This window comes from Rossellomorea vietnamensis (genome assembly GCF_008180415.1).
Lineage (GTDB): Bacteria > Bacillota > Bacilli > Bacillales > Bacillaceae_B > Rossellomorea > Rossellomorea vietnamensis_C.
In genome coordinates this window covers 435,661-453,662 of sequence record NZ_VTEI01000002.1, presented here as the reverse complement: position 1 = coordinate 453,662, position 18,002 = coordinate 435,661, and the positions used below count along the sequence as shown (strand labels likewise).

The following is an 18,002-nucleotide window of genomic DNA, read 5'->3' as shown; positions in this document are numbered from 1 at the left end:
TTCTAATACAAAAGAACCAAGGTGTATGAAGCAATAGATACTAAACAGTTTTAACAGGGCAGGAGATTACTATGAGAAAATCATTTTACCACTTCTTAATGAAATACCGTCAGCCTACTGACCGTGATGAACTCACAGCCTTAGCTAATAATGTGTACGATGACCTGGCCTTCCCGAAGCAGGCTGAAGATTATGATGAGGTGAGTTCATACTTGGAATTGAACGGTCTGTACCTGGAGAGCATGCGGATTTTTGATGAAGCGTGGGAGCAATACCTGATTGAAGAAAAATAGTAGAGATTAAAAGGCTGCCTGTTGCCATAGGCGGTTTTTTGCTTTTCAAAAGGGTTTTGAAAATTCAGGGGAACGCAGCAGAACTAAATCGGGCTTTGGTTTTTAGAGGGAGCTTTTGGTATTATAGTTTCGCGGGCGAGGTACATCATCATGAGAAATTCACCATTTAATGTACCGCACTCAGCTTTCGAAAACATATGAGTCATTGTTTTTATATGGCTGTTTTCGTAAAATTTATTGCTGTTCTATATTATCTTCGTAAGAGAACGGCTTTAAATTCTGCTAAGCCAAAAGAATTGAGCTGCTCCTCGTTTAGAGAGAGAACTCTTAGTGTCCGGAGGATGATACTGCCAAGAGGAAATTAAATACGAAAACAGTCTAGGATTTTTTCAAATTAATTAGTGATTCAGGATGCCATTTTACCTTCATCCACTTCGTTTAAAGCAGCTACAATCTTTGCGAAAACAGCCTTTTATATAGATCTTCATTTTTACATAGTGGACATGTGAGGAATTAATTTATTATAAAAAAATGCCCTTTGGAAAAGGAGTTTTGCCTTATGAATAAAGTGGACGCAGTTTCGTCTGGCAGGATAAAGGCAAACTGGGGTTGTTTTTCATGGGCGGTAATTCTTGTTATTGCTCCTATCATTACCGGTAGGGGAGGATTCCTTTATGATAGGTATTTCAAAGAGCGTCTTTTAGAGGCAAGCTCTTCTCCTAATGATCAATTTTCTATTGAAATTGTAGAGAAAGGGTCTGCGTTTTGGTTTGGACCTTCTGAGTCAGAATCAAGTACAAAGGAGGACATCTTGATCAGGCCATTAACAATGACGGTTCACGACTTTCTGCTGCGAATGTTGAAGTGAACTTCTCTGGTAAAGAAGGATAGGCTGAAATCAGTGCAGAGGAAGCCTCCGGTATCAAAGCTTCCACAGTCTAATCCAATAAATCGCCAAACGGCCTGTATAAAATTGAAATCAGAGAATTGATGCCGCTGCCAGATGAAGGTCTTAGCTTCCAGAACATAAGAGGTTATTATGGTAAGGCTGATGGCGGGCTTGAGAAGTATGAAGAGTACACTCCTCTATATGAATCTCAAATTACTTCGGTAGATAAGCACCGGGTAGAATAGTCAGGTAAGAAGGGTCCATCAATATAATGAAAGAAACCAGGACTTTGAGCTCTGTATTTACGATTCAATTAATATTAACCTCACACAGTGAAGGCCGCAGTCCGCTCTTAGCGGACTGTTTTTTATTGTGAAGTTTCCTATCAGGTAATACGGGGAGAGTTCTATGGAACGCCAATATTTAAAAAGGCTGTTTTCGCATATCCCTGGATATTAAAAGTTTTAACTCTTATCGAGGAGAGCAGCTCTTTTCTTTTCAGTGTTACCAGTGTTTAACCCTCTTAAAATGATTGTTTTTTCGGTAATAGTATCAAATAGCAACAAAGTTTGCGAAAAGAGCCTTATAAAATGATTGACAAAAATCCTGTCTCAATAGGCTGCAATGATGAGCGTTATTTATGGGTTTGCATATGATAATAACAAATAAGCTAAACGGGGAGGGGAGAAAATGGGCAAGCGAAAACAACCGAAATTTAAAGCGGGGGACACGGTAGTTGTAACGATTTATGGGACAGTAGGAAAAGTGACTAATATAAAGCTCCTCGAAGGAGAATATGTATACGAAGTCAATGAAAGTGAAGGTCTTTTCAAGGAGGATTGTTTAAGGCTGCTTGATGAGTATGATGGCTATTTACTTGAACAGGAGCAGATCGATATTGAATACAAATTTTTGTTTGGGGATTTAGTCAGAGTGAAAGGCTATGATAATGACTTATTTAAAGTGGTGGGTTTTCGGACAGAAATTTGGAGATATAAAGAAGATGCATGGGAAGATGTCATTTATGAATTGACCAGAATCAACGATGGTGAATGGCTGGAAGCCGATGAAGATGAATTGACACTTATTGCAGACTATGATCAAGCGGAAACCTTTATTAAAAAATATGGAATCGTTATTCCTGTTAAACAAGAAAAAGCATTGCTGCCTTCTCCTCGATATCAGGATGACAGCATTGTCGACAGGCTGCTTGATCATTACAATGATTATAAAGCCTTATACTATTTGTTCAATGATAAAAAATATAAACGAAAAATGAATTCTATTGTCGATCAGCTTAAGAATCACCTAAATTCAAATTCAGATGTAACCTAGAGACAGGTATTACAATAAACAAAGAAGGAACACTGGAAAGCTTAGGATGAAAAAAGCTTTCAGCATCCAACTCAGCAATCGCTCCATCCCTTTCATTATCAGTCCATCATCATTTTGGATATCCTCTTCTACGAAACTTTTCAGTGTTTTGACTGCATCCATCGTCCATTCTCCTTTGTATAAAATGATATAATTTCTTCTTTGTATCCTCACTTTATGCTTGTCCAGGCATGTATATGAAAACTTTATTCAGCTTGCATAACTTTCTTAAGATTTTCATAGATTGAAGTACAAGGGGGCGATACTATGCGTGAAATCGAAGTGTTCATCGATACGGAAGAAATTGCAGAATTTTTCTTTCAGGAACTTGTTCGCAGAGGGTATGTACCCTCGGAAGTAGAATTAGAGGAGATAGCTGACATTACGTTTGAATATTTAATTGAAAAATGCATCATCGATGAAGATCCGGACGATGATGAGTATTGATTCTATATGAGACAGAAATTATGTCTCTGTTACATACGAAAGGCTTCCTCTAACCGGGAAGCCTTTTTCTATAGATAAGAAAAAAATAAAATTTTTATATCGAAAATTAGGCAGCGTTTCTGAATCCAGCTCCAGCGGCCAGCCCCTCGGGGTCAAATAACCCCTGGAGAATAAAAGGAAAGACCGCCTTTTTTTCTCCAGGGAACATTTGCCTGTCGGGGCTGAACGGGCCGCTTCCGCTTTTTAATAAATCCAGCTCCAGCGGCCGAGGGTCCGTACCCACCGGAACGGACTTAGCCCCTCGGGGTCAAATAACCCCTGGAGAATAAAAGGAAAGACCGCCTTTTTTTCTCCAGGGAACATTTTCCTGTCGGGGCTGAACGGGCCGCTTCCGCTTTTTAATGAATCCAGTTCCAGCGGCCGAGGGTCCGTACCCACCGGAACGGACTTAGCCCCTCGGGGTCAAATAACCCCTGGAGAATAAAAGGAAAAACCGCCTTTTTTTCTCCAGGGAACATTTGCCTGTCGGGGCTGATCAAGGCGCTTGCGCTTTTTCATGTAGAAAAATGTTTCAACTCTGTGGCGAGCGTCACTAAAATTCCAGCCTGTACCGTAACGTCAAAATGTCGGTGAGGGGAGAGGGTTTCAAGGACATCGAAATGCCCAATGGTCTTTTTGTCCAGCCAATCCTCAGAGGAAAAGGTATGAGTAATGTCCTTCCAGACGCTTTTTAGATGCGGGCTGTAAATTTTTTTATTATCGGCAGAGCATGAAGAATAACTTTCCGGCCAGTAGTCGCTTCTTGAGCCCGTATGAGGGGTGCTCTCAGCGTATTGAAAGGAGGTTTGCTTTACGATATTTTTCAGGAATAGAATACTGTACAATTTTTTTCCGATTTCAATTCGTTTTCCTGGAAGTTCAAAATGAGAAATACTAGTGCCGGCAAGAAGAAAGGGCTTTTTGTATTTCAATTTTCTTTGATAAGGAAAGAAGACCGTTGTCAACTCAAGCCGGTCCTGCAGGAGAAACAAGAGCTTTTCCTGAAGGAATCCATCTTCCAGTTTGGAAAGAAGCCTTTTTTGCAGCATGTTTTGTTCGTTGATGACTAAAGAGAGTGATAGTTCAGCCGATTTTCTTTCCTGCCAAAAGCGTTCCCAGAATACAGACATTGCCTTCGAAACACCGAAAGCAGGAAGTAAGTGAAACAGCGGCCTCTTTTTTTCAATACTTTTACGATAAAGCAGGAGTTGGGGATAGGCATCGTGAAAAATATAAGCATTGGCTCTTTCGAGAAATAAAAAGAAATTTTCCGCCTCTTCTCTTTTCAGTATGGAAGGAAGGAGATCTCCCTTTAAGTCTGTTATATGGTATCCTGCGTTTCTCGAAACCATATGAGCAAGAAAGGCCCAGTGAATCTCGGGGTGGCTGCAGTAGAAATCAAGGTACGCCTTTGTGCGGGTGACATTGTTAGCATTTTTAAGAAGAGTCTCTCTCTTGGTTTCATTAATGATTAACTGCTCATCAGAAAGTATCGCAATGGGGGTGCTGTCATTGAGGAGAAGGCTTCTTTTTACCTTTTCAATTTCATTCGAATCCATGATCGGGATCTTCTTTTCCTTAGAGTTGAAGAGGTTTTGGATCAAAGATAAAACCATGATAATTCACTCCAGTGTGAAACTTTCTTAAGTAATAAAACGTATTTATTAGTGGGAGTAAGGAAAAAAGCAGGTTCAATTAAAGAGCCCAATTTTTTCATTCACTAAGGCATTAAAAAATTCAAATAGAAAAGGGTGGTTTTGCTATGTCATTTTTTAATAAGGTATTTGCTTCAGTCGGAATTGGTGCAGCATCAGTTGATACTAAGTTGGAAAAAACGCGTTATACAGGTGGAGAACGAGTGTCTGGTATTGTGGAAGTGAAAGGCGGCAGCGTAGAACAGGAAGTAGATTCTATCTATTTAATGTTATATACAACCTATATCCGTGAGTCTGATGACAAAAAATACACAGACAGTGCGTGTATAGAAAAAATCCAAATATCAGAACCATTCGTGATTAAAGCAAATGAAACCAGACAGTTTCCGGTTAGCTTCGAACTTCCTTTAGAAACGCCTGTGACAGCAGGAAACACACGTGTCTGGGTGGCAACAGGCCTTGATATAAAAAATGCTGTTGATCCAAAGGATAAAGATTATATCGATATTCTTCCTAATGAGATGATGACATCCATTTTTACTTCTTTGGAGAGACTGGGGTTCAAGTTAAGGAAAGCAGATTGTGAGCAAGCTCCAAGGCACTTAAGAGGCAGAAATCCATTTGTTCAGGAGTTTGAATTTGTTCCGTTAACAGGTGGGTACCGCAGCAGACTGGATGAACTTGAAGTAGTCTTCTTGAATCAGTCTGCCTCTTCCTTGACCATCCTTTTTGAAGTGGATCGTAAAGCAAGGGGATTTGGCGGCTTTTTGGCTGAAGCTCTTGAGATGGACGAATCGATGGTGAAAATGACCATTTCCACTTCCGATCTCCCTATAATGGATGAAAAAATCAAAAAAGTATTGGACCAATTTTCCTGATTTCTCTTCTTCGACAAAAGCAGTCTAATTACGATGAAGGATTCGACAAGCTGAAGAGCTAATTCTATAAGAACCAAATGATGGAGGGGTTCTTATGGCATTGCTCGAAAAAATCATTCGTCCGAAATCATATACTAAAACTTATGATGTCACGATCTTTCAGACACCTCAATTCGGCCAAAGGAAAGGGTATGAAAAAGTATATCGCATGGCAGTACCCGCTCAGGACAGAATGGAAGCGTTGAACCAGACCTTCAGGCTCTTCAATGTCCCTGACAGGATGCCTGGTGACTATAAAGGGAGATATATAACAACAGGGGATATTATTTTTATTGATGAAGGAAGACGCGGACATTTTTATTTCAGGCTGGAGCCGGGAGGATGGAGAGAAGTCAACAGAGTGATCATTAGATAGGTAAAGTAAATGCTGCGAGAAACTGCAAAGAGATATTGTTGTAGAGAGGTGAGGTTGACCCGGCTCAAAGAATGTAAATCGAGCCGGGTCCCTAATGTTTTTTTATTCTGGTGCTTGTCCAAAACAATCCAGATCGACGGTCACGAATTGAGAATCCAGTACAGTATTTCCTTCTTGTGCTTCAAGATCCAAGTTTCTCCCAAATGCATTGGCAATAAGGTTATTTCCTGCTGCATGCACAACTCTGACTTCATAAAAGGTCACTTCTTGTAGAGGAGCATACATCACGGCAAGACTTTTAGGACGCAAGCAATAAGGAAAGTGAACTTCATCATTATCGCCAATTAAGACAGTAATCCTCTGAGGATTTATATAGGAAGACCAATCCCACACTTCCACCCATATATCTGCGGTGGAACAAAAATTCATAAGGTTCACGGTAGCCGTAACGGTATCAGGCTGTCTTCTGAGGACACCTGTCGTATACACTTTCGGTTTTCTCATTGATTTTCTCCTTTCTCTATTAGATTCATTAACATCTTATGTAAATAATAGAAGTACGAAAGGGACAAGTCGGAAAATATATTAAAAAGGCTGTTCTTACACAAATTGTGTTTTGAGAAAAATCCGAAGAGCCGGATTTGCCCCGGATACAAAGGTTTTCTCTCTTTTATAGGGAGAGTAGCTCTTTTCTCTCATGATTAACAGGTTATCCCGGTGAATTATGGTTATTTTTTTCGGGATTATATTAATAGCAACAAAGCCTACGAAAAGTGCCATTTAAAAAGAAGCTGACAGGGTCAGCTTCTTTTTGATTACATATTGTGGCCTGGACCGTTTTTACGTTTGTTTCCTGAATGCTCTTTCTCGTGTGCTTCGTGTTCAGCAACGATTGCCTCTGGCGGTATATGGTTATTTTTTTTTGGCTGGTTAATGCGTGCGCGATGTTTTTTTCCCATAGCAGTTACCTCCCGCTGTTGAATCTTTCTGTCTTAGAAGAGTTAGGCTGGTTTCTTGAACGTGAAGATGGATTGGTGCTGTTTGCATAATCGACTGCCTGACGAAGTTTTTTGCTCATTTTTTCATTAGCCATAGTAATCCCTCCTTGAAATTAGTTTAGCCACTTCGTTCGCTGTTATCCTGGATATGTCTTCGTTGCATGAATTGGTAAAAAAGCTTACAATGTTCATGCATAGCCTTGGCAAAGGGTAGAAAGCTAAGTGTGAGGAATTCTGAAATCTTATAAACGAACACAGGAGGAATTGAAATGAGTATACATATTGGTGCTAAAGAAAATGAAATCGCAGAAACGGTCCTGCTTCCAGGAGATCCTTTACGTGCAAAATACATTGCGGAAACTTTTTTGGAAGACCCTGTCTGCTATAACGAAGTAAGAAACATGTTTGGCTACACAGGTACATATAAAGGGAAACGTATTTCCGTCCAGGGAACTGGTATGGGGGTGCCTTCTATCTCAATCTATATCAACGAGCTTATGCAGAGCTATAATGTACAGAACTTGATTCGTGTTGGTACATGCGGAGCGATTCAAAAGGATGTTAAAGTGAGGGACGTCATTCTTGCGATGAGTTCTTCGACTGATTCGCAAATGAACCGTTTGACATTCAACGGAATTGATTATGCTCCAACAGCTGACTTCTCCCTGTTGAAAAGGGCTTACGATGCAGGTGAGGAAAAAGGACTAAATCTGAAGGTTGGAAATGTTTTCACGGCAGATATGTTCTACAATGATAATGCGGAACATGAAAAATGGGCGCAATATGGAATTCTGGCTCTTGAAATGGAAACATCAGCACTGTATACGCTGGCTGCTAAATACGGGCGGAAGGCACTGTCAGTTCTTACTGTATCTGATCACATCCTGACAGGTGAAGAAACAACTTCGGAAGAAAGACAAACAACGTTCAACGAAATGATCGAAGTGGCTCTTGAAGCAGCGATTAAATAAAGTGAATAAGCCTCGCCGGGTATAATAATCCGGCAGGGCTTTTTATTTTTGGCTCTTTTCGTAAACTTTGTTATTTGTTATTAACTGAAGAAGTGCTTTCTACCCTGATTACAGATTTTATTAGAAATGGTATGATGGTTTAGACAAAGATAGAGAAGGTGAAAGAAATGAAGAAATTAGTCATGGTGCCGGCAGTTCTGCTGCTGCTTTCCGGATGTCAGCAGGCAGAGGAATGGACTGAAGATTTATTTGGCTCCAATGAACAAACTCAGGAACAAGAAAATCCAGAGGACATCACTCAGGAAAATGAACCTGGTATTGACGATGACAGCCAGGAAGCCCCCGATACGGAGAATGGACAGAATCAAGATGGAAAAACATCAGATGAAGATTCTTCTGCACAAAAGGAAGAAGAGATACCTCCTGCTTTGCAGCTTGAATCCCAATTCTTTAATAATGTCCAGACCGTTGATGGTAAAAAAGTGATCACAAACCCTGAAAATACTTTAGCTTTGGTAAATAAAGAGTTTGGCCTGACTGGCGATTACAAACCTAAGGACTTGGTAAGGCCTGAGGTGCCATTTGTTTTCGGCAGCCAGGATATTGAGAAAGCATATATTCGTGAAGAAGCTGCCAAGGCACTGGAGGAAATGTTTGCTGCAGCAGAAAAAGATGGGCAGTATTTGACAGCCATTTCAGGATACCGATCCTATCAATATCAGCAAGCGCTGCTGGAGAGGGAAATCAAGCAGTTTGGAGAAGAAAAAGCGGTAAAAGCTGTTGCTCCCCCAGGCAATAGTGAACATCAATCAGGTCTTGCTATGGATATATCCAGTGAGAGCAATGATTTTCAAGTCAGCGAGGCACTTGAAAATACACCAGAAGGAAAATGGATGAAAGAAAATGCTCACAAATTCGGCTTTATCCTACGGTACCCTAGAGGAAAAGAAGACATAACGGGATACCAATATGAACCATGGCATTATAGGTATGTTGGAAAAGAAGCTGCCCAGGTTATTTTTGAAAATGACTGGACTCTTGAAGAGTATTTTAACAATGTTAAAAAGATTTAACCATAAAGGCTTGGAAGGGGACATCCTTTCAAGTCCTATTTATTTTCAATCCCCAGAAATTTTCCTCATTTAGGGAGTAGCATCCAAGATAGCTCAAATAGAGGGGGATTCCAATTCAATAACAATAATTCTGTTTTCCCTGAGATTTATTACGAGGAATAAAACACTGCTGATAATATAGTCAAGCAGCACAGTGAAAGGTACGTTTTCCTGTGTGTTTGGAATGCCTGCGATTACTAGCAGGATATCTCGATCAACTTTATTTTTTCCGGAACATAGTACAGGATTCATTCGAAGCATATTGAATTTCAACTCTATTACATAAATAAAACCCCTCCTTCTCACATATATGTTAATAAGGTGTACAGGCTTATAATGTGATGTCCTCAGCTTGTAAACGATACGGAGGGGATGATTTTGTACAAGGTTTACCTTCAAATTGCTCTCGGGAGTCTTCTGGTAGCCATCGGGATCAACGCTTTTTTTGTGCCGCAGCATTTTATGGACGGAGGGATGATCGGCATTGGTTTAATCAGCCACTATTGGCTTGACCTTAAACCCGGTCTGACGATAGTTATCTTGAGTATCCCCCTTTATGTTCTGGCTTTCTTCCTCGATAAAAATTTATTTTTCAAGAGTATACACGGTTTATGGCTTTCCTCGCTGTTAATTGACGTCCTTCAGCCTATTTCCCAGAACATCTACTTGATTCCCATTTTGGCTGCTTTGGCTGGAGGGGTATTTGTGGGGGTGGGTATCGGACTTATGCTCCTTGCTGAAGCAGCAACGGGCGGAACAGACTTGCTTGCTCAAATAATAGGCAAAAGCACAGGCTGGAATGTGGGCATCATTATCTTTTTTATTGATACATTGGTACTGCTTGCGGGGTTCAGCCTGATAGGAGCTTATTCTTTTCTACATTCCTTGCTTGCTGTCAGTACCGTTGGGTTTTTTACCGCTCTTTTAACTCATACTAAAAAACGAAAGGGGTTTTCCTTTCGATAAGTATGAGAAGCTGATAAAATGAGTAGGTGTACAAATAGTGTTAAAATTTTATGAAACATGCTATTCTAAGGAAAATATGCTAGCAAGATTTGCAATGAAAGTGGTGAAGGTTTATGGACAAGGATCAGCAGCACAGCGACAACCATTCAAATGAACAGAACCCGTCTGGATACATAAAAATCCGAAAATTTCAATTTGTTATGTTAATTTTCTTATTGGTATTTGCAACGGCGGGGATAACAACCTTTGCTTTAGCGTTTGGCGATGAAAAAGCGGTGAATGTAGGGGTTCAGGAAAGAAATGAATTTCAAAAGCTTTATAAAGCTTATGACGCACTGAACAATGATTATTTCAGGGACCTGGCACAGGAAGATCTTGTGAACGGTGCTATTAACGGAATGCTTGATTCCCTTGAAGATCCTTATTCTGATTACATGAATGAAGAGGAAGCAAAACGATTTGAAGAAAGCATCACCTCCTCTTTTGAAGGGATAGGCGCGGAAATACAGGAGAAGGACGGAAATATTACGATAGTATCTCCAATAAAAGGGTCTCCAGCAGAAAAGGCAGGTCTGCGTCCAAATGATAAAATCCTCGAAGTTGACGGAGAAAGCATTCAAGGTGTCGGTGTAACGGATGCTGTTCTTCAAATCAGGGGGGAAAAGGGAACGAAGGTAACATTGACCATTCAGCGCCCTGGAACGGAAGAGCCAACCGAGGTAACGATTACAAGAGATGAGATTCCCCTTGAAACCGTTTATGCGGAAATGCTGGATAACGGTATAGCGAAAGTTCAAATTACGAGTTTTTCTGATGATACCTTCAATGAACTTACAAAGGCATTGGAACAAATGCAGGCTGAAGGCATGGAAGGCCTTATCATTGATGTCCGCCAAAACCCAGGAGGGCTGCTAGACCAGGCAATCCTGATTTCTTCGCTGTTTGTTGAGGAAGGGGAAGTCCTTCTGCAGGTGGAAGATAGTGAAGGAAATAAAGAAAGTATTGCCGCTGAAGGCGGACAAAAAGTCGACGTTCCTGTTACAGTATTGATTGATAAAGGAAGTGCGAGTGCTTCAGAAATTCTTGCCGCTGCAGTCAGTGAGTCTTCTGATATTCCGTTAATCGGTGTTAATTCATTTGGAAAAGGAACTGTCCAGACAGCCGAAAACTTCTCAGATGGATCAAACATGAAATTCACAACAGCTAAATGGCTGACGCCTGAAGGAACGTGGATTCATGAAAAAGGTATCAAACCTGATTATGAAGTTTCTCTGCCAGCTTACGCAGAACTTCCATATATCAACCCTGATCAGGAGTTAAAAGAGTCAGACTTGTCCGACCAAGTGAAGGCCGCCGAAGAAATGCTGAAAGCTGCTGGCTATGAGCCAGGAAAAACAGATGGATTCTTTGATGACCAGACAACAGAAGCCGTCAGAGCGTTCCAGGAAGCAGAAGAGCTGGAAGTTACAGGTACATTGAACAGCGAAAGCATCCTTAAGCTCATGGAAAATATGAGAAATCTGATACAAGAAAACGATACGCAAGTAAAAAAGGCAGTGGAAGTTCTTTCAGATAAAATGAACTAACTGCTTCACACTCAGCCGGCTTACAGGTTAATTCCTGTAAGCTTTTTTTATGGTCCTGAAATCCCCTTTCTATTCTGTGGGTTACAGGGAGCATATAGCGTGTATCGTGGTATAAAAAATTCTCCCTTTCTCAAAGGAAAATCAGGTTTCCCGATCACTTCGTTCCATTGCAACTGTAGGTATGCACGGTGAAAACAAGAATAATCCTATCTAAATTAAGTGGAAATTTTCCGGTTAAGCTGTAGAGTAGAATTCAATTTGGGGTAAATAAGCGGAGTTTTTCGCTTTAGTACAGCAAATGATCCATTTTCAAATCTTTTTGAAGAGAATAAGGGAAATTTATCCGCTCATTTTAGCTTTTTTTCATTCTTTTTCTTTAAAAAGCGGAATTTCCCCCCTAATTTCTCAAGAATGCTGGACTATATTCAGTGTGCTTTTGGCCAAGCCCGGCAAGAGAGACTTACTGCCGCAAAGCAAGACACCATTTCACAAGGGTGGTTATGAAGATAGCACTTGCCTCTTTCTCCGGAAAAATGAAAAGATTATGTCAGTCAATAATGCTAACAAGAATTCCCCTTCTTAAGAACGTTTTTTGTATAGACTGCTTTTTTCTGGCCAAGAATGATAACACCAATTAGTTACTCTGATTTTAAGAAAGAAGAGATTTTTTCTTAAGTCTCCCTTTTTACATAGGCCCTTTGCTTAGGAACCAGCGTTTCCAAGAACTTAACAAAATTTCTAACTAACCTGTTTATTTAATAGCGGATGAAGGGCTACTAGTTTCAAAAAAGAAGGTGAATAAAATGAAATCAGTTAGAAGGATACTTCAACTCGGGATTTGCTTTCTACTCATTCATGGCTGCTCGGACGATTGGAATGGTAAAGATGAAGCAGCAGAAAATGGGCAGAATGTTTTATTAGAAGAAGTACCCGAAACTAAAACCAGCGTTGAAAAAACAGATAACACAAAAGAAGGAATCAGCTTATTTAAAAGTGAAGAGAAACCGCTAAATATTTTAATTGTCGGTTACGATCAGAGGGGAACTGAAGCTTCAAGGGCTGATACCATTATGATTGCACAATACCATCCGGGTGCCAAAACAGCCAAGGTGATGTCCATCATGAGAGATTCATACGTTTTTATTCCGGGATACGGTAAGAGTAAAATCAATCATGCTTACTCGTGGGGAGGGGACCAATTATTAAAAGAAACAATTGAAGAAAATTTCAATGTGAAGGCTGACCGTACCATTAAAATTGACTTTCAAGGGTTTGTGTCTTTTATAGACAAAGTGCTTCCAAAGGGAATTGAAGTAGAGGTGCCTGCAGAAATGATCAATTACTGGAAATGGGATATGGAACCAGGCCTCCAGGTTTTAAACGGACAGGAGCTTTTGAACTATGTGAGATTCCGCAAAGATAGTGAGAGTGACTTTGGAAGAGTTAGAAGACAGCAGGAAGTATTGGAAAAAATCCAGAAGAATATTTTGAAACAACTCACAGATGGTGAAGGGATTAAGACGGTATCCTCCCTAATAAAAGATGGAAAAGAGGCTGTTGACACAGATCTGGCCCTGAGTGATTTTCTTCAACTGGATTTTATGTCAATGCTCAAACCAGTAGAATCATTTGATTCGCTGAGAATTCCAATAGAGAATTCTTACCAAAATGTAATGACAAAGGATGACGGTTTGGTTTTGGAGGTCGATACTGAAGCAAATGCTGAAGCGGCGGGGAAATTTTTGAGTGTGGAATAAGGGACGGATCCTCGAGCCGAAAACACTACATTTAATACCTTTCAGGACAATAACTAACTATTAGAAAATCATGTGAATTTGCTTTCAAAAGGCTGGTTTTGTATAATTTGTTGCTAATTTATATTACTTTCGTAAGATAACAGCTCTATATTCTGCCTAAGCCAAAAGAAATGAGCTGCTCACCGTTTAGATAGAGAACTCTTGGTGTCCAGGAGGGTGATACTGCCGAAAGAAAAATTAATGCACAACAGTCTTTTTAATAGGCTTTCTAGTTAATTTCTGATTTAGAATTCGATTTTACCTTCCCCCCCCCCTTTACGTATGAGGATTGAAGCGGAAGGCGTACGATCTCCTGCGGGACTAGAGGGACAGGTGAGTCCCCTAATCCAGTTCCAGCGCCCAGCCCCTCGGGGTCAAATAACCTCAAGAGAATAAAAGGAAAGAGCGCCTTTTTTTCTCTTGAGGTTATTTGCCTGTCGTGTCTGACCAGGGCGCTTCAATTTTTTATGCAGGCGCAGCCGAGGAGGCTCACCGCCCGCCCCGCGGAGTCTTCCGCCTGGAGCGGAAATCCATTTCATTTAAAGTAGCCACAATCTTTACGAAAAGAGCCTTCCTAAAAGAGCCTTCCAAAAAGAAGAAGGCCCTCGAAATGCAGAGCCTTTTTCTTTAAGGAAACCAACATTTGTTGATTATTTTTTACACACAGCTATGCCAAAAGGATAGTGCTTGCCCTCTCTTTTAGGTTCCACTAACACACTTCTTTGATAGTAAAGCTCCTTTTCAGAATAAGAATCAAATAATCCACTAAATTCCTTTTCCGTCAACTGATGGACGTGGTATTTTTCATTTGTCGGCTGCCCTCGTCCGGCCCCAAACGGAGTGGATATGATGAGGATGCCTCCTGGCTTGAGCATTTGATAGAGATTATTCATGAAAATTTCTTCATGAGACAGATGTTCAAGGGTCTCGAAGCTGATGATACAGTCGAACTGACCCAGTGTTTCAGGCAGTTCTGGATCTTCCGCATTCATATTTGTATATTGAATTAATGGGTGGTAATGTTTCGATTTAGCATAGTGCAAAGTTTCTTCATCGTTATCGACGGCAATAATTTCATCAAGAAAAGCCTTCTGTGCTTTAGCAATGATTTTTGATCCATAACCAGTACCGCATGAAATATCCAAAACTCTTCCTTTGGTATATTCAATAGCAAAGTAATATCGTGCCAAGTGTTCAAGGAGCATTCCATTCATAGGATCCATCTTTTCAGGGATAACACGCTCTCCTGTTAAATTCAGCAATAAAGTGACCTCCTTAGGTGTGTTCATTATACCAAATTCAGCATTAAGATTGTAATGCCCGCTTTCTTCGACTAGAATGGGCTAAGAAGGACGTTGAAAGGAAGATTATGATGAAAAAAGATGTCTATCTGCTTTCCGGATTTTTAGGGAGCGGGAAAACGACTTTAATGAAAAACTTGATTGCTGCTTTAAAAGCAAGCAACCTAAAGCCTGCTGTATTAATGAATGAACTAGGAAGTGTTTCAATAGATTCACAGGAAGTGGAAGAAGATACTCCTCTTAAAGAGCTGCTTGATGGCTGCATTTGCTGTTCTATCCAAGATAAGTTAGAGTCTCAGCTGCAGGAGCTGCTTTTTCAGGATGAATTTGACGTGCTGGTCATAGAAACGACAGGAGCCGCTCACCCAGTTGAAGTGGTCGATGCTGTAATGTCACCGCTATTTGCTGACCATTTTTATTTTAAAGGAATCATTACGGTTGTGGACGGGAAGCAGTGGGTATCGAGGGGGACCTACAGTCCTCAGGTGCTGCAGTTGATGAGGGAACAAATAAGACATGCTCATCTCCTGATATTCAATAAAGAAGATTTGTTGACTGAAATGGAAAAGGGAACAGCCCTTTTTGAAATTCAGCAGATGAATCCTGGTGCTAAATTGATCATGACAAACTATAGCAAAGTATCTTCATCCAGTCTGCTTGAACTTCAAAGTCATTCTGCCACAGGGGATAGGGAAAAAACTGCCATTGGCCATCATCTTAACTTAAGGGCTCATGTACATAAATTCACAGGTTCTGTATCCCAAACAGATTTTGAGGAATGGCTCCGGCAGCTGCCTGATTCAATTTACCGGATGAAAGGATATATTCCTTTTACCGGAAAGAAATATCCCTTCATGTTTCAATATTCCTATGGAATGCCTGTCCTGCTCCCGGAGGATATGAATCTTCCAAAAAACCTTGTCATAATAGGCGAAAATCTGGATGAATCACAGATAACGGCCCAATTAAAAGAGATGGAGAGAAATAATAAAAGTTGACCTGGATGCCCATATGTCGTAAGATTAAAAAGTTAACCAACTGAAGTATTTCTCTTTCTGAAAGGTGTAAGATATTATTGAATAGTGAAATGTTTCAATTAGAAGAATTATTCCGCAATGTATTTCGTATGATGAAACAGGATATCACAAGTCTTTATGGACAGTATTTATCAAGTGGAGAACTTCTCGTACTGAAATATCTTTCTGAGCATGGTGAAATGAAATCTTCTGATTTATCAAAGAAAATGAATGTTTCTGCAAGCCACATTACCAGTGTTACGGATAACCTTTCCGAAAAAGGATATATCACCCGACAAAGATCTTCGTCAGATCGACGCGTAGTTGAACTGGTTCTTACGGATAAGGGAAGCGAAATTCTTAAAAAGTGCCTGGAAATCAAAGTGGAGTATTTTGAAGAGAAGTTCAATACTTTCTCACAGGAAGAAATTACACAATTAATTAACTTATTCTCAAAGTTGTATAAAATGAAATAATGTCAGGAATATAAGGGCTAACTTTCTCGTTATAGAAAGTTACCCTTTTCCTTACGCTAAAAGGTTAACTAGGTTAACTATTTATGTAATAAACAAAAAAGGGGCTGCACTATGGAACATTTAGAACCGAAGAAAAAAATATTAATCATGCTGGCCATCATGTCGGCAATGCTGTTTGCTGCTTTGAATCAGACAATTGTCGGGACGGCTCTTCCTACAATCATTTCAGAGCTCGGCGGAATTGAATACTACAGCTGGGTATTTACGATCTTTATGCTGACTTCTTCTGTAACGGCGATTCTTGTCGGCAAGTTGTCCGATATGTATGGTCGAAAACCATTCATCTTGATCGGTATAGGCGTTTTTACCGCAGGGTCATTTCTTAATGGGCTCTCCACTTCCATTATAGAATTGATAGCTTTCCGCGGAATTCAAGGCTTAGGTGCCGGAATGATTATGTCCACATCTTTTACAGCGGTAGGTGATTTATTTGCTCCTAGGGAAAGGGGAAGATGGCAGGGGCTCATGGGCGGAATTTTTGGTCTGGCAAGTGTTTTCGGACCGACGCTTGGAGGCTGGATAGTCGATAATGCTGAATGGCATTGGGTTTTTTGGGTGTTTCTTCCTTTTGGATTGGTAGCGTTTTTGATGATTTGGCGTTTGTTTCCTTCCCAGACAATTAAGGAGAAAAAGAAAGTGGATTATCTGGGATCGATCATGTTGTCCCTTACTATTATCCCTTTGTTATTGGCTTTTACATGGGGTGGAAATGACTTTGAGTGGGTTTCCTTTCAAATCATTGGTCTATTTTCAGTGACGGCAGCAGCATTAATTCTTTTTATTATGACAGAGAAACGTGCTGCAAATCCTGTCCTGCCTCTTCACCTGTTCAAGAATCAAATCTTTACACTATCTAATGCCATTGGCTTTATTCTTGGTGCAGGAATGTTTGGGGCGATTATGTATATGCCCTTCTTTATTCAAGGGGTAATCGGTACATCAGCTACTAAATCAGGATTTGTCATGATGCCTATGACACTGAGTATGGTATTTGCTTCAGCCATTGGAGGACAGATCATCACAAAAACAGGTAAATATAAATTAATTGCATTGATCGGCTTGTTTGTAATGGGGAGCGGCCTTGCTTCGCTATCGCTGATGGGGACCGATACCACAAATACAGTAGCCGTTATCAATATGATTATCGTCGGTTTAGGTCTAGGCCTCAGCTTCCCAGTCTTCACACTGACAGTTCAAAATGCTGTACAGCACCAGTATTTGGGGGTTGCCACGGCAGCGACTCAGTTGTTCAGGCAAATAGGTGGGACGGTTGGCGTTGCCATCATGGGAACTGTCATGAACAATTCAATGTCTACTAGAATGAATAAGGAACTCTCCAAGTTAAAGGGAAATTCCGATTTTGGAGCACTGCCTCCTGAAGCAGCAGCACAACTGCAGACACTGCAGAGCCCTCAGAGTTTAATGGATGGGGAAAAACTTCAGCAAATTCAAGCTTCTTTGCCGAATGAAATGCAAGCCGTTTTTGTTAAAACGATAGAAATCGTCAGAGAGTCATTAAGCTATTCACTTACAAATGTCTTCCTTATTGGTGCTTTCGTACTTTTTTCAGGCTTCCTGCTTACATTCTTTTTAAAGGAAATTCCCTTGCGGATGACGAATAAAGATGAACCGGAGAACGAAATTCAATCTGGGCAAGAATCTAAATCAGTAAAGGCTTGAACACGAAGACCATCCCGGGAACAGGATGGTCTCTTGGTTCATGCAATTAT

The 18,002-nt window shown here is 40.5% G+C and carries 21 protein-coding genes; 14 read left to right on the top strand and 7 right to left on the bottom strand.

Features of this window, described 5'->3' with window-relative positions:
* Positions 1-71 precede the first annotated feature (71 nt).
* The 3 genes from FZC78_RS04800 to FZC78_RS04790 all read left to right on the top strand — a co-directional run bounded on the left by FZC78_RS04800 (position 72) and on the right by FZC78_RS04790 (position 2,517).
* Positions 72-293 carry a YozE family protein gene (locus FZC78_RS04800; protein WP_148938502.1) on the top strand — a complete coding sequence of 74 codons (222 nt, stop codon included), beginning with the start codon at positions 72-74 and terminating at the stop codon, positions 291-293.
* 559 nt (positions 294-852) lie between these two features.
* Positions 853-1,161, top strand: coding sequence for a hypothetical protein (locus FZC78_RS04795; RefSeq protein WP_148938501.1), 309 nt, complete (start codon positions 853-855; stop codon positions 1,159-1,161).
* 711 nt (positions 1,162-1,872) lie between these two features.
* A complete protein-coding gene (locus FZC78_RS04790) occupies positions 1,873-2,517 on the top strand; it encodes a hypothetical protein (RefSeq protein WP_148938500.1) in 645 nt (214 codons plus the stop codon).
* 9 nt (positions 2,518-2,526) lie between these two features.
* Here FZC78_RS04790 and FZC78_RS23480 read toward each other — a convergent pair whose 3' ends face one another.
* Positions 2,527-2,679, bottom strand: coding sequence for a hypothetical protein (locus FZC78_RS23480; protein WP_187442666.1), 153 nt, complete (start codon positions 2,677-2,679; stop codon positions 2,527-2,529).
* A gap of 144 nt (positions 2,680-2,823) precedes the next feature.
* On the opposite strand from FZC78_RS23480, the gene FZC78_RS04785 reads away from it, so the two are divergent.
* Positions 2,824-3,003, top strand: a complete 180-nt coding sequence (locus FZC78_RS04785; protein WP_148938499.1) for a YozD family protein — start codon at positions 2,824-2,826, stop codon at positions 3,001-3,003.
* 106 nt (positions 3,004-3,109) lie between these two features.
* On the opposite strand, the gene FZC78_RS23475 is transcribed toward FZC78_RS04785, so the two are convergent.
* Positions 3,110-3,286, bottom strand: coding sequence for a hypothetical protein (locus FZC78_RS23475; RefSeq protein WP_187444805.1), 177 nt, complete (start codon positions 3,284-3,286; stop codon positions 3,110-3,112).
* A 271-nt stretch (positions 3,287-3,557) separates the two neighbouring features.
* Positions 3,558-4,658 (bottom strand): DUF2515 family protein, encoded by a 1,101-nt coding sequence (locus FZC78_RS04780; RefSeq protein WP_148938498.1) that lies wholly within the window; start codon positions 4,656-4,658, stop codon positions 3,558-3,560.
* A gap of 146 nt (positions 4,659-4,804) precedes the next feature.
* On the opposite strand from FZC78_RS04780, the gene FZC78_RS04775 reads away from it, so the two are divergent.
* A complete protein-coding gene (locus FZC78_RS04775) occupies positions 4,805-5,575 on the top strand; it encodes a sporulation protein (RefSeq protein WP_148938497.1) in 771 nt (256 codons plus the stop codon).
* A gap of 94 nt (positions 5,576-5,669) precedes the next feature.
* Positions 5,670-5,990, top strand: a complete 321-nt coding sequence (locus FZC78_RS04770; protein WP_187444804.1) for a YodL domain-containing protein — start codon at positions 5,670-5,672, stop codon at positions 5,988-5,990.
* Positions 5,991-6,092: 102 nt separating this feature from the next.
* Here FZC78_RS04770 and FZC78_RS04765 read toward each other — a convergent pair whose 3' ends face one another.
* The 3 genes from FZC78_RS04765 to FZC78_RS24515 form a co-directional block, all read right to left on the bottom strand.
* Positions 6,093-6,494, bottom strand: a complete 402-nt coding sequence (locus FZC78_RS04765) for a hypothetical protein (protein ID WP_148938496.1) — start codon at positions 6,492-6,494, stop codon at positions 6,093-6,095.
* A gap of 311 nt (positions 6,495-6,805) precedes the next feature.
* A complete protein-coding gene (locus FZC78_RS23470; RefSeq protein WP_187444803.1) occupies positions 6,806-6,949 on the bottom strand; it encodes a hypothetical protein in 144 nt (47 codons plus the stop codon).
* A gap of 5 nt (positions 6,950-6,954) precedes the next feature.
* Positions 6,955-7,083, bottom strand: coding sequence for a hypothetical protein (locus tag FZC78_RS24515; protein WP_286365471.1), 129 nt, complete (start codon positions 7,081-7,083; stop codon positions 6,955-6,957).
* A 174-nt stretch (positions 7,084-7,257) separates the two neighbouring features.
* Between FZC78_RS24515 and deoD the strand changes: the two genes are divergently transcribed.
* From deoD to FZC78_RS04740, 5 genes are all read left to right on the top strand, one after another.
* On the top strand, positions 7,258-7,959 hold the full coding sequence (gene deoD, locus FZC78_RS04760) for a purine-nucleoside phosphorylase (RefSeq protein WP_148938495.1): 702 nt from the start codon (positions 7,258-7,260) through the stop codon (positions 7,957-7,959).
* A 167-nt stretch (positions 7,960-8,126) separates the two neighbouring features.
* Positions 8,127-9,032 (top strand): M15 family metallopeptidase, encoded by a 906-nt coding sequence (locus FZC78_RS04755; protein WP_148938494.1) that lies wholly within the window; start codon positions 8,127-8,129, stop codon positions 9,030-9,032.
* 411 nt (positions 9,033-9,443) lie between these two features.
* Entirely contained in the window at positions 9,444-10,037 is a 594-nt protein-coding gene (locus tag FZC78_RS04750) for a YitT family protein (RefSeq protein WP_148938493.1), read from the top strand.
* 113 nt (positions 10,038-10,150) lie between these two features.
* Positions 10,151-11,623: a S41 family peptidase gene (locus FZC78_RS04745; protein ID WP_148938492.1), complete on the top strand. Its 1,473-nt coding sequence runs from the start codon at positions 10,151-10,153 to the stop codon at positions 11,621-11,623.
* Between the two features lie 803 nt (positions 11,624-12,426).
* Positions 12,427-13,380 carry an LCP family protein gene (locus FZC78_RS04740; protein WP_148938491.1) on the top strand — a complete coding sequence of 318 codons (954 nt, stop codon included), beginning with the start codon at positions 12,427-12,429 and terminating at the stop codon, positions 13,378-13,380.
* 689 nt (positions 13,381-14,069) lie between these two features.
* On the opposite strand, the gene FZC78_RS04730 is transcribed toward FZC78_RS04740, so the two are convergent.
* Positions 14,070-14,681 (bottom strand): class I SAM-dependent methyltransferase, encoded by a 612-nt coding sequence (locus FZC78_RS04730; protein ID WP_252183507.1) that lies wholly within the window; start codon positions 14,679-14,681, stop codon positions 14,070-14,072.
* Between the two features lie 110 nt (positions 14,682-14,791).
* On the opposite strand from FZC78_RS04730, the gene FZC78_RS04725 reads away from it, so the two are divergent.
* The 3 genes from FZC78_RS04725 (at position 14,792) to FZC78_RS04715 (ending at position 17,952) form a co-directional block, all read left to right on the top strand.
* Positions 14,792-15,718 carry a CobW family GTP-binding protein gene (locus FZC78_RS04725; RefSeq protein WP_187444823.1) on the top strand — a complete coding sequence of 309 codons (927 nt, stop codon included), beginning with the start codon at positions 14,792-14,794 and terminating at the stop codon, positions 15,716-15,718.
* Positions 15,719-15,795: 77 nt separating this feature from the next.
* Positions 15,796-16,212, top strand: coding sequence for a MarR family winged helix-turn-helix transcriptional regulator (locus tag FZC78_RS04720; RefSeq protein WP_252183506.1), 417 nt, complete (start codon positions 15,796-15,798; stop codon positions 16,210-16,212).
* Positions 16,213-16,323: 111 nt separating this feature from the next.
* Positions 16,324-17,952 carry an MDR family MFS transporter gene (locus FZC78_RS04715; RefSeq protein WP_148938487.1) on the top strand — a complete coding sequence of 543 codons (1,629 nt, stop codon included), beginning with the start codon at positions 16,324-16,326 and terminating at the stop codon, positions 17,950-17,952.
* The last annotated feature ends 50 nt before the right edge of the window (positions 17,953-18,002 follow it).

Excerpts from the sequence above, each read along its gene's own strand:
- FZC78_RS04800 (WP_148938502.1), top strand. The coding sequence starts at position 72 with ATGAGAAAATCATTTTACCACTTCTTAATGAAATACCGTCAGCCTACT.
- FZC78_RS04795 (WP_148938501.1), top strand. The coding sequence starts at position 853 with ATGAATAAAGTGGACGCAGTTTCGTCTGGCAGGATAAAGGCAAACTGG.
- FZC78_RS04790 (WP_148938500.1), top strand. The coding sequence starts at position 1,873 with ATGGGCAAGCGAAAACAACCGAAATTTAAAGCGGGGGACACGGTAGTT.
- FZC78_RS23480 (WP_187442666.1), bottom strand. The coding sequence starts at position 2,679 with ATGGATGCAGTCAAAACACTGAAAAGTTTCGTAGAAGAGGATATCCAA.
- FZC78_RS04785 (WP_148938499.1), top strand. The coding sequence starts at position 2,824 with ATGCGTGAAATCGAAGTGTTCATCGATACGGAAGAAATTGCAGAATTT.
- FZC78_RS04780 (WP_148938498.1), bottom strand. The coding sequence starts at position 4,658 with ATGGTTTTATCTTTGATCCAAAACCTCTTCAACTCTAAGGAAAAGAAG.
- FZC78_RS04775 (WP_148938497.1), top strand. The coding sequence starts at position 4,805 with ATGTCATTTTTTAATAAGGTATTTGCTTCAGTCGGAATTGGTGCAGCA.
- FZC78_RS04770 (WP_187444804.1), top strand. The coding sequence starts at position 5,670 with ATGGCATTGCTCGAAAAAATCATTCGTCCGAAATCATATACTAAAACT.
- FZC78_RS04765 (WP_148938496.1), bottom strand. The coding sequence starts at position 6,494 with ATGAGAAAACCGAAAGTGTATACGACAGGTGTCCTCAGAAGACAGCCT.
- FZC78_RS23470 (WP_187444803.1), bottom strand. The coding sequence starts at position 6,949 with ATGGGAAAAAAACATCGCGCACGCATTAACCAGCCAAAAAAAAATAAC.
- FZC78_RS24515 (WP_286365471.1), bottom strand. The coding sequence starts at position 7,083 with ATGGCTAATGAAAAAATGAGCAAAAAACTTCGTCAGGCAGTCGATTAT.
- deoD (WP_148938495.1), top strand. The coding sequence starts at position 7,258 with ATGAGTATACATATTGGTGCTAAAGAAAATGAAATCGCAGAAACGGTC.
- FZC78_RS04755 (WP_148938494.1), top strand. The coding sequence starts at position 8,127 with ATGAAGAAATTAGTCATGGTGCCGGCAGTTCTGCTGCTGCTTTCCGGA.
- FZC78_RS04750 (WP_148938493.1), top strand. The coding sequence starts at position 9,444 with ATGATTTTGTACAAGGTTTACCTTCAAATTGCTCTCGGGAGTCTTCTG.
- FZC78_RS04745 (WP_148938492.1), top strand. The coding sequence starts at position 10,151 with ATGGACAAGGATCAGCAGCACAGCGACAACCATTCAAATGAACAGAAC.
- FZC78_RS04740 (WP_148938491.1), top strand. The coding sequence starts at position 12,427 with ATGAAATCAGTTAGAAGGATACTTCAACTCGGGATTTGCTTTCTACTC.
- FZC78_RS04725 (WP_187444823.1), top strand. The coding sequence starts at position 14,792 with ATGAAAAAAGATGTCTATCTGCTTTCCGGATTTTTAGGGAGCGGGAAA.
- FZC78_RS04715 (WP_148938487.1), top strand. The coding sequence starts at position 16,324 with ATGGAACATTTAGAACCGAAGAAAAAAATATTAATCATGCTGGCCATC.